The sequence below is a fragment of the Acinetobacter sp. ANC_7635 genome, assembly GCF_056779945.1.
This window is the reverse complement of record NZ_JBWYIS010000005.1, coordinates 128,486-146,169: the sequence shown is the minus strand read 5'-3', so window position 1 is coordinate 146,169 and position 17,684 is coordinate 128,486. Positions and strand designations below refer to the sequence as shown.

Annotated in this window: 11 protein-coding genes; 8 read left to right on the top strand and 3 right to left on the bottom strand. The window is 40.0% G+C overall.

Translation table 11 applies throughout. The features are described from left to right. Positions 1 to 13: 13 nt before the first annotated feature. Both AC1M89_RS08065 and AC1M89_RS08060 read right to left on the bottom strand, forming a co-directional pair. On the bottom strand, positions 14 to 3,733 hold the full coding sequence (locus AC1M89_RS08065; RefSeq protein WP_481591457.1) for a UvrD-helicase domain-containing protein: 3,720 nt from the start codon (positions 3,731 to 3,733) through the stop codon (positions 14 to 16). Next, entirely contained in the window at positions 3,730 to 7,398 is a 3,669-nt protein-coding gene (locus tag AC1M89_RS08060) for an exodeoxyribonuclease V subunit gamma (protein ID WP_481591458.1), read from the bottom strand. The genes AC1M89_RS08065 and AC1M89_RS08060 overlap by 4 nt, the downstream gene beginning before the upstream one ends. Positions 7,399 to 7,585: 187 nt before the next feature. On the opposite strand from AC1M89_RS08060, the gene AC1M89_RS08055 reads away from it, so the two are divergent. Beyond that, a complete protein-coding gene (locus tag AC1M89_RS08055; RefSeq protein ID WP_035264037.1) occupies positions 7,586 to 8,098 on the top strand; it encodes a hypothetical protein in 513 nt (170 codons plus the stop codon). Between the two features lie 64 nt (positions 8,099 to 8,162). On the opposite strand, the gene pap is transcribed toward AC1M89_RS08055, so the two are convergent. Beyond that, entirely contained in the window at positions 8,163 to 9,617 is a 1,455-nt protein-coding gene (pap, locus tag AC1M89_RS08050) for a polyphosphate:AMP phosphotransferase (RefSeq protein ID WP_481591459.1), read from the bottom strand. A 195-nt stretch (positions 9,618 to 9,812) separates the two neighbouring features. On the opposite strand from pap, the gene AC1M89_RS08045 reads away from it, so the two are divergent. The 7 genes from AC1M89_RS08045 to AC1M89_RS08015 all read left to right on the top strand — a co-directional run bounded on the left by AC1M89_RS08045 (position 9,813) and on the right by AC1M89_RS08015 (position 17,681). Continuing rightward, positions 9,813 to 10,523, top strand: coding sequence for a DUF8198 family protein (locus tag AC1M89_RS08045; protein WP_481591460.1), 711 nt, complete (start codon positions 9,813 to 9,815; stop codon positions 10,521 to 10,523). Between the two features lie 223 nt (positions 10,524 to 10,746). Further along, a complete protein-coding gene (gene ubiE / locus AC1M89_RS08040; RefSeq protein ID WP_179998846.1) occupies positions 10,747 to 11,691 on the top strand; it encodes a bifunctional demethylmenaquinone methyltransferase/2-methoxy-6-polyprenyl-1,4-benzoquinol methylase UbiE in 945 nt (314 codons plus the stop codon). Between the two features lie 19 nt (positions 11,692 to 11,710). Next, positions 11,711 to 12,367: a ubiquinone biosynthesis accessory factor UbiJ gene (locus AC1M89_RS08035; RefSeq protein ID WP_481591461.1), complete on the top strand. Its 657-nt coding sequence runs from the start codon at positions 11,711 to 11,713 to the stop codon at positions 12,365 to 12,367. 19 nt (positions 12,368 to 12,386) lie between these two features. Then, on the top strand, positions 12,387 to 14,006 hold the full coding sequence (locus AC1M89_RS08030; protein ID WP_481591462.1) for an ABC1 kinase family protein: 1,620 nt from the start codon (positions 12,387 to 12,389) through the stop codon (positions 14,004 to 14,006). A gap of 58 nt (positions 14,007 to 14,064) precedes the next feature. Continuing rightward, positions 14,065 to 15,150 (top strand): patatin-like phospholipase domain-containing protein, encoded by a 1,086-nt coding sequence (locus tag AC1M89_RS08025; protein ID WP_481591463.1) that lies wholly within the window; start codon positions 14,065 to 14,067, stop codon positions 15,148 to 15,150. Between the two features lie 91 nt (positions 15,151 to 15,241). Continuing rightward, positions 15,242 to 16,024, top strand: coding sequence for a bifunctional phosphoribosyl-AMP cyclohydrolase/phosphoribosyl-ATP diphosphatase HisIE (gene hisIE / locus AC1M89_RS08020; protein ID WP_092767251.1), 783 nt, complete (start codon positions 15,242 to 15,244; stop codon positions 16,022 to 16,024). Between the two features lie 163 nt (positions 16,025 to 16,187). Next, the gene (locus AC1M89_RS08015) at positions 16,188 to 17,681 is read left to right on the top strand and encodes a UvrD-helicase domain-containing protein (protein WP_481586744.1); all 1,494 of its coding nucleotides are present in this window, start codon (positions 16,188 to 16,190) and stop codon (positions 17,679 to 17,681) included. Positions 17,682 to 17,684 lie beyond the last annotated feature (3 nt).

Below are 17,684 nucleotides of genomic sequence, written 5' to 3'. Positions count from 1 at the left end.
TTCATTTAAATATTCATGCTATTTTGCTGTTTTTATCCTCAGCAAAATAGCCCAATATTGCATCTAATCTTAGAATAAATTCTGAACTAGGACGCCAATAATTAAATCCATATTGGTCAGTGCCATTCATCCCACGTAAATATAAATAACTGGCACCACCAAGATCTCGATCGATGTTGTAGTCATCAATATGAATACTTAAATAGCGATGTAATGCCACCAAATATAGGGCTGCTTGTAGCCAATAACTTGCATGCGTCATGCTCAGCTGAATAGCTTGAGCTGAATAGTCTTCCACATGATTTCCGAGATAATTACTCTTATAGTCGGCAATGTGATAGCGCTCCCCATCATAATAAACCAAGTCAATTGAACCATTGAGGTAACGTGCTGAATTTGCAGCATTGAATTCGGGCATATTAAGTCCAAACTCTAAAAATAATTGCTGAATACGCTGAATACCAAATATTCGGTCTGCTAAAGCCAAATAGAATGGAAATTCAGCCAAATGTGCTTCAGGTACTAATTGTTTGAGTCGAAATTCAGGTTGAATCGGTGTCTCTAAAACCTCTGCTAACCATTCAGCCATCATTTCTAACAGATGTTGCTCGGTATCATGATGTTGAGGAAAATCTGATTGAAATTTAGCGAATAATTGCTCCCATAAACTCGAATAGGCATTTTTAAAACGGCGGCGAATTTCTAATGTCCAATCTCGGCGATCTTGAAAATCGATATGTTCAAAAATTTCATGTAGGAAATTTCCAGCTAATGTTCCCATCGGAAAATGAGCACGAATCCAACTCAAAGGTTGTTGATGATCCAAATCCTCAAATTGATATCGAGTCACGAGCGTCACAGCATTGACCTCATCACTCGCATGATGTTCAATCATATCTTGAGCCGCCATACGATCTTTAATTTGTTGATGACTCAAATGTTGTGCGAGATAACTAAAACTGGTTTTGGCTCTAGGATAAAAATGAACTTGAGGATATTTCTGCGCAATCATTTGAACAGTATGATGTTCTTTTTTTGCGATTACTTTCTCAGGGCATTGCTCTAAACATGGCTCATCTAAACTGAAAGCATGCTGAAATTGGTTCGCACCATGACCACGCCAAAACGCCAAACCATAAATAGATTGCCCTTTTTGATCACTCATCATTGAATAAACGCGGTGTTGTGCTCGAGTTAAGGCCACATACCATAATCGTCGATGCTCTGCCAAAGCACGTTGGTCATGTTGCTCAACCTCTAATGGTTCCAATAATTCTTCACGCTTTAACGCCACGACACGTTGTGCGACGGACTTTCCAGTTCCATTATCCTGCACTTCACGAATTGAAAAGTTAAGTTCGCTTCGATCTGACAGTTTACGATCTGCGCCAAGCAAGAATACAATCTTAAACTCCAATCCTTTAGATTGGTGAATAGTTAAAAGGTGAACGCCCGCTTGATTACTCAACTGTCTTTCAATTTCCCACTCTCTTTCCATCGGATTTGAAAGCTGCCGCATATACCAATGATAAAGGGTGTGCATACCTCTTAACTCATCACTGTTTTGGCTCAACAACTCTGAAATGTGTCGTAGATTGACCACTTCGCGTTCATTGTCATAGCTGAATTGCTCAACCAAGTTTGTCCAAACTTTGAATTCTGTGAGGAAACTTTGCCATGCCGTTAAAAAGCCTTGACCCATCCACATTTCACGAATTTCTTCAAATTTCGTGATAAATAAACTTAATCCATCTGCTTGAATTTGAAGTTGCAAAAAGCGATGTAAATTAAAACCCATCAATCGTGTAAGTAAAGCTCTCTTTAATTTAGCTTCATCAAATGGATTCATGATGGCTGTCAAAATTGCACCAACATCTCGAGCAATTCCACTTTTGAAGACACTTTTTCGTGAAGGTCGATTTACAGGAATGCCTAACATCAATAAGTGATGATGAACTTTATCTAAATCAGGATTGTTACGAGACAAAACAGCGATATCATCTGCCTGAAGCTCAATACGTTGCCCCTGCTTTTCGAAATATAGCTGACTTTGGGCAGCCTGATTGAGCAAATCCCGTATCTTCCAAGCAACCTGCTCTAACTCGTGTTCCTTATCATTTACTTGAACCCAACGAAGCGGAGCATAATTTTCTAAACCGGATTGGATCAATAATGGATGCGATCGAGTACCTGCTGTAACAGGCGTATATTCAACTTGTTCACCAAAATCCATTTGTTGTTGAAACAATGCATCGACGACTTCGACCAATGGTTTCACTGAGCGATGATTATGCACAAGTTGGTAAAAACGCCCTGCTTTAGTTTCAACATCTTGATATGCTTTTAGGAACGTGAGCATGTCTCCACCGCGGAAACCGTAGATCGCTTGCTTACGGTCTCCCACCATAATCATACAACCCTGCTTCACACGACTTGGATGTCTCCAAATCTGCGCCAACATATCATCTTGATCTTGGTTGGTATCCTGAAACTCATCCACTAAAATAAGTGGGTAACGCGCGTGAACGTACTTTGCAAACTCCTGACCTTGCGCTCCCTGCAGTGCTTCGGCCAAAGTTCGAATTTGCTGTGAAAATGTGGTTTCGGATTTTTGCTGTAGCAATTCTGGCAGACGTTGTTTTACTTGCTGCGCTAAATAATATTGTAAATAACTCTCCAAATGCTCGAGTTGTTGGTTGAGCTTATCAAAGTGTTTAAAAAACTCAGCAAGTTCAACAATAATAGGATGTTGCTCAAATGCCGCCAAAACATCGACGGGACATTTATTGAGAACTTTTTTTCTCAATTCATTCAACTGACTAAGATGAGTGCTGAGATGCGACGCAAAAATGACTTCAATGCCTTGGGATTTAACTTGATCAAGGAATTCAGGCAACAACTGCGTGAGTGTAATTTTTAATTTATCTTGATCGCGCCACTTCTTTGCGACTACAGCATAATACTGCCCTTCAGGATCATAAAAGTCTATTAATGAATCTAGCGTTTCAAGCTCGATCTGTATGAAGCGCTCTGCATGAGTTCTGAAAGCGTCTACATCTATGGTCGGCGCTGGCACTGCTTTGAAATAAGCAGAGGAAAAATTCAAACTCGTTTCAATTAAATCGATATAAGCATCTTGTGACTTAATTTTTTTCTTAAGCAGCAAATAATCTACAGTTGATTGAGGCTGCTGTTGAATCCATGCCCGTAATTCATCATGAATTAACTGAACCGTATATTGTTTTGCATCATTGGTGATTTGCATTCGTTCAATTTTACCGCTCTCAAATGCAAATTCACGAAGAAGCTTTTGGCTAAAGCTATCCAAGGTACCAACAAAGAGTTCTTCAAGCTGATCTATCACCAATTTTAAACGTGCACATGCATGTGCAATCAAGCCAGAAAATTGATTTAAAATCACTTGATATAAAATATCTGATTCTAATTTTGCACGCGCCTGAACTTGATCTTGAGTTAGCTCACGACATGACTCTAAAAGTCCAAGTACCTCGATTAAACGTGCACGAATTCGACTTTTCAATTCAGCCGCTGCTTTGCGTGTAAATGTCGTCGCAATAATCTGCTTTGGTAAATATTCTTCTAATAAAATTCTGACCATGAGGCTGGAGAGCGTATACGTTTTTCCAGTCCCCGCAGAAGCCTCAATCCAATGCAATCCAGTGAAATGCATATCCACAATTGGCTGATACGAGACTGTAGGCTTTTGACTCATATTTCAGCCTCCGATTGATACATATATATCGGCTGATATAAGACATAAGCAAACTGATCACACGCTTGTTTTAATAGGTGCTCAGCATCTAAATCTTGCAAAATATACTGCCAATCTCGGTGCAAATGACTTTCTTCGCTGTCATTTAAACTATAATTCAGAAAGGCATCGCTTTTATTCCACTCATTTAATAGCTTATCGAAGTTATTTAACTGCTGATGACCCTTTTCATCAGTGACCCATTCTAATGCTTTTCCATCTACAGCAAGTTTCATCAGCAATGCTGCAGGTAAAACGAGAGGCTCTATCTGAGCTTGTTTATATGCCTGAATCCATTGGGAAAGCATATCCTGAGCTTGTTTCGTCGTCAGGCCAGTACACATAATGGTTTTATCGCTAAAGATTTGGATGCGCTGCATTTCAGTTGCAAGGTGATCTGGTAAGTCTCGATAACTTAACCAAAGTAAGTATTCTAACCACACATGTGCTCGTCGTCGTGCGCGTGCACTGGATGTTGAAACACTCACCCAACTCGTCTCATCCCCTTGAGGAACGGTCACTTGAAGCTGTATATCATCTATTGCTATGACGCGCTGAGTGATTTTGGTCGGCTCATCAACATAGCACTTTTGTCTTTTTAATAACTGTTGATGCTCTAACAGACTCATTTTCAAACTGACTTCTTGTAATTTGCCGACAGGAAGCTGGTCACTGAGTAATTCAGTCTGAAGCTTCGAAACATTTGGCTGCTGTTGTAAAAAGTCACGAATAGAGTATCGCGCCAATCCATCTAATAACAACGGCTCATTCACCTCAGGGAAATCCTGATCCTTTAAATTAGATACGCCTAAGGTTTTTAAATAAAGACGCGCAGGAAAACAGATATCTTTGATCCATTGTTCAGCATCCAAGACCATGATGTCCTGATTCAATTCAAGCGAGGTATTAATCCAAGCCGCTCTATGACCACGTTGATCCTGACGATTGAGGTTAGAAGCCACGGCATACCATTCATCGTCATAGCGCTGATGCTGTTGCTGAAAACCATCAGGATCAAAGGGTTGCAAAGGATGCACCGTATAGAGTGTGCTCAAATTTTGATGAACTTGAATGCCATCTATATCAATGAGAGGATTCGAGGAAGATTGATCTGATGTTTTTATGATCCACGCGAGATGTTGGAGCAATTCCTGAACACTACTTGATGGATCTCGCACTTCACCATCGGCTACATCAAAACCATTATAGAATAGCCAGAGATTATCTTTGGCCAATAACAAAGCGTCTAAAAAAGCACCTTGATCATCATCTAAACGTGATCGATCACCAATCATTGGCTTGAGTAAATCCATTAAATCAAAAGGTAAATGGCTCTCCCGATTTGGAAACTTCCCGCCATCTAAATTCATCATGACAATTAACTTATACGGTATTGGCCGAATCAAACCAATTTGACTAAATGTAATTTGTCCAGTTGGCAATGCATAATCAAGTTGCGATTCAAGGGTGCTTTGGATTTCAGTCAGAATATAGCTCAAAGGCAAACGTATGTTTTTAAGAATGGCTTGATCATGTTCTTCATAGAAATTTGCCAGCGTTAGCATTCTTATTTGCTTTTGAATAATCTCTTTAATCATCTCTAACGAGCTTACACCAGCGCTTTCAAACTCATTAACTTCTAAAATTAAACGATTGAGCCAAAATTCAACATGCTCTGACGTCTCTTGATCATTTTCGATTTCAATCGTCGTGAGCCAATCTCGACGCTCTACAAAGTGCTTATATATTTCAATGAGCGTGGCAATTAAGTGAAAATCACCCGAGTCCACTACATGAGAACTTAAGGTCTCCTGAAACATCGCATGAACTGGAACAGCCACACCCAGCGCCAAACGATCTAAGGCATACTTAAAACTGAACCGATAGTCTTGATCATACTCCGCCAATGTTTTTTGCAAATGTTGCTCATCCAAACCTCGTCGAAATCCCGCTTGTCTCAACAACGATAAGATGCGCTCAGCCCCGTTAATGTCTAAGCAATATCTCACCTGGGTCGCTGCTAAGTTCAACCAATCAGCAAAATCATCAATGGTAAATCGACTTTGTATCAGTTCAATTCGCCCTAACACTGAACGCCATGCCAATACTGTATCTAACTGCGTGATACCAGCTAGCTTTACTGGCAGATAAACACCTGTTGCAGTATTTTTTTGCGGAAACACACTCCGTATCAAAGGCTCAATTTGCTTCAGATCAGGCGCAAGAACTAAAATATCACTCGGACGGCGTGGTGCTTCTGCTGTTGACTGAGCAAGCCATCGGATCAATTGATCTTTTAAGACTTCAAGCTGTCGTACAGCGGAATGACAAACATGAATGTGGATTGAATCGTCTGCTGGATCTAATACATAACTTTGAGCTTGAGGTTCAACCAAATGTAAAATATCTGATTGCAATTGGCTCAGTAAATGCTGCGGTGCTTCATCCACAAAAGCATCTATCCATTGCCCCTCATCACCCGAGGAAAGGTTAGACAACAGAGAAAAGTGATCACGTGCCTGCTTTCCCATTCGTGTTAATAAGGGATGTCTGGACTCACGTGCCAGCCCATTAAAGCTCAGACTAAAATTCTCAAAAAACTGCTCAACTTCATTATCAGCTGGTTTTCTTTGATGCTTTTGCTGAAACTTTTCGATATATCGCTCTTTGAGCTTTAAGTCATATTGTTTTTTCCAATTCGGATCGACACTATCCGCCCAATATTCTTGTGAGGGATTGTAATGCAAAATCAACACATCAATGTACTGACCCAAACGGCGCAAAAACTGTAATTGACTTGGTGGTAAATCCAAGAGTGTAAAAACGATCAGTTGCTGTGGTAGTTTTTTGAGGGCTATTTTCTGTTGCTGTTCATCACGAAGTACACCCCAAAAATCATGATCAATACTTTGCATTTCAACAAAGTCTTCATGAAAAATGTTGAGCCATAACCAACGTTGCCAAGCCTCTAATTGTTGTGCCTGCGAAAATTTAAAACTGGAATCTTGATCGTTTAGATATTGTAATTGTTGTTCAATATTGAGTGCTTCATTACGCCCCCATACCTGAATCCAATTTTCAGGACAACGACAATCATATTCACATGCTCGGCGACAATCTGCTCGATAAATCATGTAATTGCTGAACAATTTTGACACTTGATCAGACACCCAATACAACATGCTCATTTTTTTTCGATATTGTTCATTTGACTGTTCAATACGTGCTGCGCTGTCATAGATACGTGTGATTAATGGGAATAAAGGATGTTCAACCTCAAGCTGATTATGCGCACGCTGTATAAAAGGTTTGAGTGCTTGGAAAATACGCCACTTCATAATCAGACGTGGAATATTCGCTTTACGTACTTTATCTTTGTCACTCAAAATTTGCTGGTAGGCATACCATTGAAAGCCACGAATACGTTGATGGAAAAATGTATTTGCACTGATGCCTTGGTGTTCAGATAACCGTTGGGTTAACCACTCTTGCATTGCCGCAGAAGGCACCACAAAATGTTGTTGCTGTAGGACTGCAAATGGGTTGTTCGTGGGACGCTTTTGAGTTGTGATGATGCCTTGTACCAAAACTTCAATGCGCTGACTTTGAATTACATGAATTCCCATAAGGTCCCTTTCACCATACAACGAACACGTTATGAAGTTGTGTGAACAAAATCATAAACATAAATTACTATACATCTTAATCTGACTATGTCACTTTTACTTTATGACTTTAATAAAACTTTCATCTCGCGCTATGTTCATCATGTGATGGATCGAGAACCATAGACTTTGATTAGGTGATAAATAAATGAAAATTGATAAAATTCCAGAAACAATCGACCCAAATTTAAATTTAGAACAAATTCGAGATGAATGTCTTGAACTCGTCAAAAAACGCTCTTATGTTTCAGCAGGTGTTGCTGTCATTCCTGTGCCCTTTTTAGATGTTGTGATTGACGTAGGTATGTTGTCAATTTTAATTCCAGAAATTAATGCTCGCTTTGGCTTAGCTCCTGAACAAATCAGCGTTTTTGATCCTCAAACCAAAAAAATCCATTGGAACGAACTACGCAAACGCGGTTTCGAGTTTTCTGGTCTAGTCGTGGCTCGTACTGCCGCTAAAGCTTCGCTGAACAATATGGCAGCCAAAGTGTTGACCAAGCAAGTGACTAAGTTTATTCCATTGGGCGGTTCAATTATTGCAGCTAGCTTGGGTTATATTGTCATGAAAAAAGTGGCTGAGGCTCATGTTGAAGAAAGCTATAAACTTGCCAAAAGCATTCAACAAAAACAACAAGCAAATGTTGTGAAATACGCTTAACCCATAAAACCTTATACGTATAAATAAAGCCCTGTAAGGGCTTTATTTATACCTCTCACCAGCTCTAAACATCTACTTTTAATTGTTTCAAAATTGCCTTCAAAATTTCAAGGCGTGCAGTATATTTATCATTGGTAGCAATGATATACCACGGCGCATCTTCGGTGTTTGTTCGGTGGAGCATGTCTGCTGCAGCCAATAAATAATCATCCCAACGTTTGCGATTACGCCAATCTTCAGCCGTAATTTTAAAACGCTTATGCGGTGTTTCCTCTCGTGCTTTGAAACGATTGGCTTGCTCTTCTTTACTGATGGCCAACCAAAACTTAATAACGACTGTTTGCGTATCTACTAGATCTTTTTCAAAGCGATTAATCTCATCATATGCACGTTTCCACTCCACATCCGTTGCAAAACCTTCAACTCTTTCCACCAATACACGACCATACCAAGAGCGATCGAAAATCGAGATTTTTTCATCTTCAAGCAGTTTATTCCAAAAACGCCAGAGATAAGGCCGCGCCAATTCATACTTTTCGGGCGCAGAAATGTTATAAATTCCATATTCTCTTGGATCGAGCTTTTTCACAATACGCTTGATCGCACCACCTTTACCTGCGGCATCCATCCCCTCAAAAACGATCACCGTTTTTTGTCCTTCTGCGCGTAATGCTTCAGCGACCTTCTTGGTCAGTTTCTTGAGTTCAGCCTTATACTGATCTTTTTCAAGTACTGCTTCATTGGGGGACGTTAAAATTTCTGGGATATCCGCTTGATGCCATTTTTGGCGCATTTTTTGAGGATGATTTGGCAAATCTTTCAGTCGCGCTAATACAACTTCTGCGAATTTCTGATCACGACATACTTCATCTTCACAATCGATAATGACCCAGTCTTGGGTAAATTTTTGACGCAATCGTTGTACATTTTCATATTGTTTTTTATTGCGCCAATCCAGCCCATGCAATTTATGCCAACGCTGCTCCGAAGGTTCAATTTTATCTAAACGCTTCTGTAATGATTTCCACGATAAATCAAACCAAACTTTCACGACATCAACATGATTATTTTTTAAATCCTGCTCAAAGCTTTGCATTTGCTGCAAATAATTTTCGAACATGGTTTCATCAAATGGTTTTGAAACATGTAAGGATGTGGCTAAAAGATCACTATACCAATTTCCAAACATGACGATCATTTGTCCTTCAGCAGGAATATAACGTGCATAAGGTTGCCAATATGGGATATTCGGCTGAATAAGGTGAGGAGGGTCAGCTTTGACTTTCAAATATCGTGGATCAACCCATTCTCTTAATTGCTTAACCGATTCTCCTTTACCTGCTAACTCAATGCCACTTACCAACACCACTAAGCTTTTGGCATTTTTCTTACCACGTGTATCTTTGAGAGCATATTGCGCTTCAATTAAGTCTAAATTGATCTGATCTGCGTCAAATATTTTGTTCTTATCTTCGGGTTGATCAGTATTTTTATCAAATTGTTGTTTTGGTTCAGACATAGCCCACTCAAAATTATTGTATTTTCGACAGTATACGCAAGGAACAGTATCAACTTAAATCTTCAGGTACAATTTATTGCAATTGTCTTTTCATCCATGACTGACCTGAAAGGTTTTATTTTAGATTTCAACAGTCATAGTCGAGCGCAATCCAACCTATTATGCTTTTTTCAGTCCTTTTAATTGAGCTAGAACATGTCCAAACTTGCTGCATTAGATCAACTTTTAGAACAATACAAACAACTCAATTATCATCAGAATCCGGCACTTAAACAAAGGTTAAATGATGCTCAAAATTGGCTAAAACAGCGCATACTTCACACACATGCTGAGTTATTCGCTGAAGACAAAAATAAGCTGATGGCTCAATATTTTATTAACCGTCTTTATGGTGGCCCTGAATTTGATGACCTAGCATTGCAAATCGAACGTTTACTAAAATACGCACACAAAGCTGAAAAAATCATTCCAGAAAATGCCATTAAAACTGGGTTAAAATCTGTAGGACTGGCGGTCTTGGCGATGCAACTGGATGAACAAGTTGCACAGTATTTACTCCAACATTATCCAAAAGACCAACCCATTACTGATGAAATGATGCGTGAAACTCTAGTGGCTTTAGATCAAGAGCAAGCGCGCCATGAACAACTCAATCTGTTGGATGAGCTCGGTCTGAGTCTGGACAAATACATGCGTTCATTCATCATGCACACAGCGTTTAAAATGTGTAAAGGTGCAGCAAGCAAATATAATTTTGAACTGATGTATGACTTTATTGGTGAAGGCTTTGTCGCTATGAAACCAATGAAATCGGCTGCGACCTTCATTCGGAGTTTTACAGAAAAAGAGCGAATCATTGTGAATAATGTCCACACAGGGAAAGAAAATCCCTTCCAAATCGCTTAATTAAAATTCATCAGCCAAGATTCTGATCAGCCGAAAAGCGTAAAAGCGTCTGGTCAGAATATCGAAAATAAAAGAACATCTTCTCATTTCATGGATGAAACTTCGCTTTAATTCTGTATATTATTCATATCAATTGCATAATCTAGACTGAAAAAAACTGAAGAATCTGTCATTATGCAGTTTAATTCAGATTTAATATTATTTGTGTTCAGGAGTGACTCGAATGTCTAATGAAAATCAACAGCCTCATGCTCAGGTTGAGCCGGCAAATAATAAAGACAACGTGAGTCCTTTTTTAACAGATCCATTACCAACTGGCGCACCTCAAGGTCAGCAACAATCGCTACAAAAGCAACTGACAGATACGCCAGTACATTCTTCAGTGCCGAAATATAATTTGCCACGTGGTGCGAATACTGGAAACGTTGGACCAACGACACACTTCGGTTATAAAACCGTAAATTCTGAAGAGAAAGCGCAAAAAGTCGCTGAAGTTTTCCATTCAGTTGCCGCAAAATACGACATTATGAATGACTTAATGTCATTTGGTATTCATCGTTTGTGGAAACGTTTTGCCATTAATATGTCTGGCGTTCGCCGTGGGCAACGCGTTTTAGATATCGCTGGTGGTACTGGTGATTTAGCGAAAGTATTTAGTCGTGAAGTTGGTCCTACTGGGCATGTTGTATTATCTGATATTAATGAATCCATGCTGAATGTAGGTCGCGACCGTCTGATCGACGCGGGTTGTACCAACGTTGATTTTGTACTGGCGAATGCTGAAACCCTCGAGCCTTTCGAAGACAACAGTTTTGATTTACTCACCATCAGTTTTGGTCTACGTAATGTAACAGACAAAGATGCAGCACTTGCAGCAATGTATCGTGTACTTAAACCAGGTGGTCGCTTACTTGTATTAGAGTTTTCAAAACCAGTCTTTGAGCCTTTCTCAAAACTCTATGATTTGTACTCATTCACTGCTTTACCAATCATGGGTAAAATTGTGGCAAATGATGCTGAAAGCTATAAATATCTTGCTGAATCAATTCGTATGCACCCAGACCAACGCACATTGAAAAGCATGATGGAAAATGCGGGCTTCCAAAACTGCGATTATCACAATTTAACAGGTGGTATTGTTGCAGTTCACCGTGGTTTTAAACTCTAACCGCAGGTAGCACTTCGTCATGTGGTCAATCTTAGCACTGGGTGCAGTTGAAAAAACCATACATCATTGGATTAATTTGGATGCGATTACTCGTATCCAATTTAACCAATTACAAGGGAAAATGCTTCGTGTTGTGATCGATGCGCCACAGCTTTCCGTTGATGTGTTTTTTGATGAAAATAAAGTTCGTTTAGAACCAACAGTAACAGGTCATAGCACTCAACCCTCTATTTTCGAACAGCGGCCTTGGGAGCAAGCTCACACGATTACTGAAGCAGACTCCACATTGCATGTTAATAATGTGGTCGACTTGTGCAAACTATTTCTAGCACATGACATTGGCAATATCCCCGTTCAAGGTGACTATCGCCTTCTGCAAGACATTCAAAAAATTATACAAAATGCTGAGCCAGACCTCGCTTCGCAATTGAGTGATTGGATCGGACCTAATCTTGCAAGTCAAATCGGCAAAGTTCAATTAGCACCACAACATTTAATTAAGTCACTTCAATCTCATCTTTTTTTTGCGGAAGACTTTTTAAAAGAAGATACTGGACTATTCGCACCACGTTGGCAAATGGACGATCTTCTCCACGGAACTCGCCAGCTTAATCAAGATATTGATCGACTAGAAGCAAAAATTCAGCTTTTAAAATCAAAATTTAACCCTTCGTAGATTTCAGGTAATTGCATATATGATTCCGCACATTAGACGTTTAATCGAACTTTGGCGTATAGCTGCGCACTATAGACTCGACACGTTGGTACCTGCGGAAGATATTCCTGCAAAGGTTCGCCCCCTGCTGAATCTTATACGTTTGCATCCTGCTGCACTTTCTAGTCGAGAACGTAAAAATCCTTTAAAGCTTAAAGAAGCTTTAGAAGAAATGGGGCCACTCGCAATTAAATTAGGGCAGCTCCTCTCTACGCGTCGCGATCTAATTCCACCAGAAATATTACAACAATTGGTGTTATTACAAGATCGTGTTAAACCTTTCGATCTTGGTGTGGCTAAGCAAAGAATTCAAGAATCACTTAAAGCAGATGTTTCCACATTATTTGAGCGCTTCGATGATAAGCCGCTAGCTGCTGCTTCAATTGCTCAAGTACATACCGCTGCTCTTCACGATGGGCGTGAAGTTGTCGTGAAAGTAACTCGCCCGAATATACGTGCTCAAATTATTCAAGATTTTGAAATTTTAGAATGGCTTGGTCACTATTTAGAAAAAAGGCTAGAAGCTGCCCGTGCTTTACATCTATCAGAAATTATTCAAGATTATCGTCAAATCATTTTAAATGAACTCGATTTGACTCTTGAAGCCGAAAATACACGACGTATGCGCCATTATTTTACTGGCTCAAGCATGATGTATGTGCCTGAAGTATATATGGATAGTCCGGATGTAATGGTGGCAGAGCGTATCACTGGTGTGCCTATCTCAGATACTGCGACCTTTGATCGTTTAGGAATGAATCGTGCAGACTTAGCAGAAAAAGGCTTAACAATCTTTTTTACTCAAGTGTTTCGCGATAATTTTTTCCATGCAGATATGCATCCGGGTAATGTTTTCGTAGAAACGATTAATCCGCAAAATCCAAGATTTATTGCGCTCGATTGCGCCATCATGGGCGAGCTTTCCAAGCACGATCAAATGACGATAGCACGTATGTTGCTGGCAGTCATGAACAGTGATTTCATGCAATTGATTCAGATTGTGCATCAAGCAGGTTGGATTCCACCAGGCACGGATCAAGATGCTTTAGCACGTGAAATGCGTCGTACAGTAGGACCTATGGTTTCGAAACCGATGCATGAGTTAGATTTCGCAGGCATATTGATCCAAGTGATGGACATCGCTCGACGTTTTCATCTAGAAATTCCACCACAACTGATGTTATTGCTTAAAACCTTAGTACATGTTGAAGGCTTAGGTACAGACCTTTATCCTGAATTAGATATTTGGAAGTTAGCAAAGCCAATTCTAACGGATTGGGTTAAAGCCCAAATGAATCCTCAAAAAAATATTAAAGAATTAGGACAAAAAATCCCAGACTTGTTATTGGGCGCTCAGGATTTACCGACTTTACTGATTGACAGTCTTAACGGTTTAAAAAATCAGTCTGCATGGCATGCTAAACAATTGAATGAACTTCAAACGCTGCGCTTGCAAATGGAGCATCAGCAAAAGCGTAGTTGGATTTTCGGAAGTGTAATCGCAATTCTGCTCTCAATCGCTGTGATCGCACCATGGTTTATTTCCATGATTTTAATTGTGTTGGCATCTTTTATTGCTATGTGGCGTATGGTGAAATAAGTTCACTATCTCATGTCAAAACTTGCTACATCAATAGGTTTTAGTCGCTGAATTGCTTATGACACATATCCTCAAGACCACTCAACCTTGCTTGAATATTCATGTAGGTTATAAAGCAAAACAGATCATTCAAGAACAAGGTCTACAAGCCAGTGCGGTTGATTTTGTTCCTGGAGCAGCAGGTGGTCCCAAAGGTATTGGAATTCAAGGATTGGACCTAGCTGTTTTTGGTGAGTTCTTTGCTCAAGCACCCAAAAAGCGGACTCTAATTGGCTCATCCATTGGGAGTTGGCGTTTTGCAAGTATTGCAGCGCATGGTGCACAAGCAGGCACATCCAAATTAGCAGACTTATATACCCATCTTGAATTTCGACCTAAGATGAATATTCTTGAAGTTGGAGACGTCTGTCGCGGCATGCTTAAAGCCCTCCTTCAAGGTAAAACCAATCAAATTATTGATCATCCCGACTACCATTTGGCTATTTTGTCAGTAAAGTCATCGAAAAAATTTCAAAGTGATCATCCTCTTATGCTTGCCCGTGCAGTTGCTGGCATTATCGGTCTCAATACTTTTTCGAGAGCTAAAATTGGGCACTTCATGCAACGTACAATTGCCCAACCACACAACGCTTCACGACTTTCACTCATCAAAAATGAATTCGAACATCTTGATTATGCGTTGACTGAAAAAAATTTAGAAGATTGGTTAATGGCATCTGCATCCATTCCATTTGTGATGCCGGCGGTCAGAAATATCGAAGGTGCAGATGTCGCTGCTTATCGTGATGGCGGGCTAATCGATTATCATATTGATCTACCTTTACCGAGTCATGGGATTGTCCTCTACCCTCATTTTACAGATCAAATAACACCAGGTTGGTTCGATAAGTTCCTCAAAAAACGTAGATCTAATGCTGAATATCAAGCACGAACCGTATTGATTTCACCCTCTGAGTCTTATTTAAGATCACTTCCTTTAGGACGTCTTCCTGATCGCAAAGATTTCACACTGAAAGGGCTTGATCAAAAAAAACGAATCGAGCTTTGGAAACAGTCTGTAGCTGAAAGTCAACGATTAGGGGATGCATTCCTAGAAATGATCCATAAGCAAAACTTTGAAGAATACATGCAAGATCTTAAATAAATTAATTTCTACTCTCCCCTACAAAGATTTATTCGCTTAAACTAATGACCTACAATTTTGTAGTGTCTCATTTAATTCTGGTGAAATCCTTATGAACAATACGCAATGGCTCGATGAAGTAAAATTTAACGAACAAGGTTTAATCCCTGCCATTGCTCAGCATCATCAAACAGGTCGAGTGTTGATGGTGGCTTGGATGAATCGTGAGTCTTTGGCACTTACAGCAGAAAAAAATCAAGCTGTTTACTACTCTCGTTCACGCAGCAAATTGTGGCATAAAGGCGAAGAATCAGGTCACTTCCAAACTGTGCATGAAATTCGTTTAGATTGTGATGCTGATGTGATCGTTCTTCAAATTGAGCAACATGGTGGCATTGCTTGCCATACAGGACGTGAATCATGTTTTTATCGCCGCTTAACATCAAACGGTTGGGAAATTGTAGACGCTCAATTGAAAGATCCGAACCAAATTTATGGCGAAAAGTCTGAGAATGCGCATAGTAAAGTGATGAATGCATCAACAGCTCAAGCTGAGCAAGTCGATGTGTTACATTATCTTGGTCAAATGATGGCAGAACGTAAATCTGCAGATCCTGACTCTTCTTATGTGGCAAAGCTTTATCATAAAGGTCTCAATAAAATACTTGAAAAAATTGGTGAAGAAAGTTTTGAAACGGTAATAGCTGCTAAAGATTTCAAACAAGAAGCGACGCTGGATCACCAAAATGATTTAATTTATGAAGTTGCTGATGTTTGGTTCCATACCATAGTGATGCTGGGTTACTTCGATCTTGATATTCAACTCGTTTTAAATGAGCTTGCACGACGTCAGGGTCTGTCAGGACTTGTTGAAAAAGCAAATCGCACGCATTAATTTACTCTTTAAAGCCATGTTCAAACATGGCTTTTTTATTTAATTCGGCTTTTTAAGTCGCCGAAGACTCCCCATCCAAAAAGAAGAAGATTGAACTCTCCCCTTTGTAAATTCTTGCTATACTCACTGATCATTTTTAAAACCATTGAAGATTTATCAACCTGTGTCTGTCATTGTCAAACCTACCTTAGAACAAGAAATTGCGATTCAACAAGCGCAATCTGGTCAATCCTTCAAAGTGATTGCCTATGCAGGTACAGGTAAAACAACAACGCTTAAATTAGTCAGTGATGCGATGCAACAGCGTCGCGGTATGTATCTTGCCTTTAACAAAGCGATTGCCAGCGAGGCTCAACAAAAATTTCATCAGCGCGTGGATTGTCGTACATTCCACTCTTTAGCATTTCGAAGCGTTCCACGTGGAGTGACAGATAAACTTAGACTCCCACGCTTGAGCCCGAGCTTTATTGCCAAAGAATACCGTTTGCAACCCATCACATTACGCCGACTCATGGGGGGGCGTTACGAAAAATATGCGCTTATGCCTAGTCGTTTGGCGGGCTTAGTTGCAAATGCTGTTAGTTATTTCTGTTCAACAAGCTCGCAATATCCTGCACCCCGACATATTCAAGCACCAAGTTGGCTACATGCTGACGATATTGCGGTATTACAGCAACACCTCTATCCTGCAGTCGAACGTCGTTGGTTAGAATCAATCGACCCTAATCATCAGGCTGGCATTGGGCATGATATCTATCTCAAATTATGGGCTTTATCAGATCCTTTTATACCCGCAGACTATGTATTGTTTGATGAAGCACAGGATGCTGACCCACTCATGCTAGGGATTTTACTCAAGCAAAAAAGTACGCAAGTCATCTATGTCGGCGATGCACATCAACAAATTTATGCATGGCGTGGGGCAGTCAATGCGATGCAACAAATGCCTTTACCCGAATCGCGCCTAACCACTTCATTCCGTTTTGGTGATGATATCGCTGAAGTTGCTAATCACTTATTAGGCGCACTCAATGAGACTGTTCCGTTGATTGGCAACCCCGAACTCCAATCAAAAGTCGTCAACAAGCCTCATACCAAAATGCGAGATGCGATTTTGTGCCGTACTAACGCACGCGCAATGGAACTTTTACTCTCAGGATTAGTTCAAGGGGACAAAGTGAGCCTGCAAGCCGATCATGCGAAATTAAATCGCTTTGTTGACGCTGCAAGCTTACTTAAACAAGGTAAAAGAGTAACGGACGTTCCAGAGTTAGCTTGGTTTAACTCTTGGCATGATGTGCATGAATATTGTGAAACAAATGATGGTAGCGACATCAAGCCTTTGGTTAAATTGGTTGATGAACATGGTACAGATCCACTCAAACGAGCTCTTGCCAAAATCACACCCATTGAACAAGCGGACTATGTAATCTCAACCGCTCATAAAGCCAAAGGTTTAGAATGGAATCGTGTGCATTTAGAAGATGATTACCAATTTAAAATTAATGGACTAGAACATAAAATTAGCGATGAAGAATTACGTTTACTTTATGTTGCATGTACACGAGCAAAAAGCAGCTTAAATATTCATCATATTTATGATTTAATACAACAACTCAAACTTAAATCCACGATTAAAACGAAAGCAACAGCATAATCC

What these genes read in the sequence shown, in the direction of transcription:
- AC1M89_RS08065 (WP_481591457.1), bottom strand. Translation starts at nt 3,733, where the DNA reads ATGAGTCAAAAGCCTACAGTCTCGTATCAGCCAATTGTGGATATGCAT.
- AC1M89_RS08060 (WP_481591458.1), bottom strand. Translation starts at nt 7,398, where the DNA reads ATGGGAATTCATGTAATTCAAAGTCAGCGCATTGAAGTTTTGGTACAA.
- AC1M89_RS08055 (WP_035264037.1), top strand. Translation starts at nt 7,586, where the DNA reads ATGAAAATTGATAAAATTCCAGAAACAATCGACCCAAATTTAAATTTA.
- pap (WP_481591459.1), bottom strand. Translation starts at nt 9,617, where the DNA reads ATGTCTGAACCAAAACAACAATTTGATAAAAATACTGATCAACCCGAA.
- AC1M89_RS08045 (WP_481591460.1), top strand. Translation starts at nt 9,813, where the DNA reads ATGTCCAAACTTGCTGCATTAGATCAACTTTTAGAACAATACAAACAA.
- ubiE (WP_179998846.1), top strand. Translation starts at nt 10,747, where the DNA reads ATGTCTAATGAAAATCAACAGCCTCATGCTCAGGTTGAGCCGGCAAAT.
- AC1M89_RS08035 (WP_481591461.1), top strand. Translation starts at nt 11,711, where the DNA reads ATGTGGTCAATCTTAGCACTGGGTGCAGTTGAAAAAACCATACATCAT.
- AC1M89_RS08030 (WP_481591462.1), top strand. Translation starts at nt 12,387, where the DNA reads ATGATTCCGCACATTAGACGTTTAATCGAACTTTGGCGTATAGCTGCG.
- AC1M89_RS08025 (WP_481591463.1), top strand. Translation starts at nt 14,065, where the DNA reads ATGACACATATCCTCAAGACCACTCAACCTTGCTTGAATATTCATGTA.
- hisIE (WP_092767251.1), top strand. Translation starts at nt 15,242, where the DNA reads ATGAACAATACGCAATGGCTCGATGAAGTAAAATTTAACGAACAAGGT.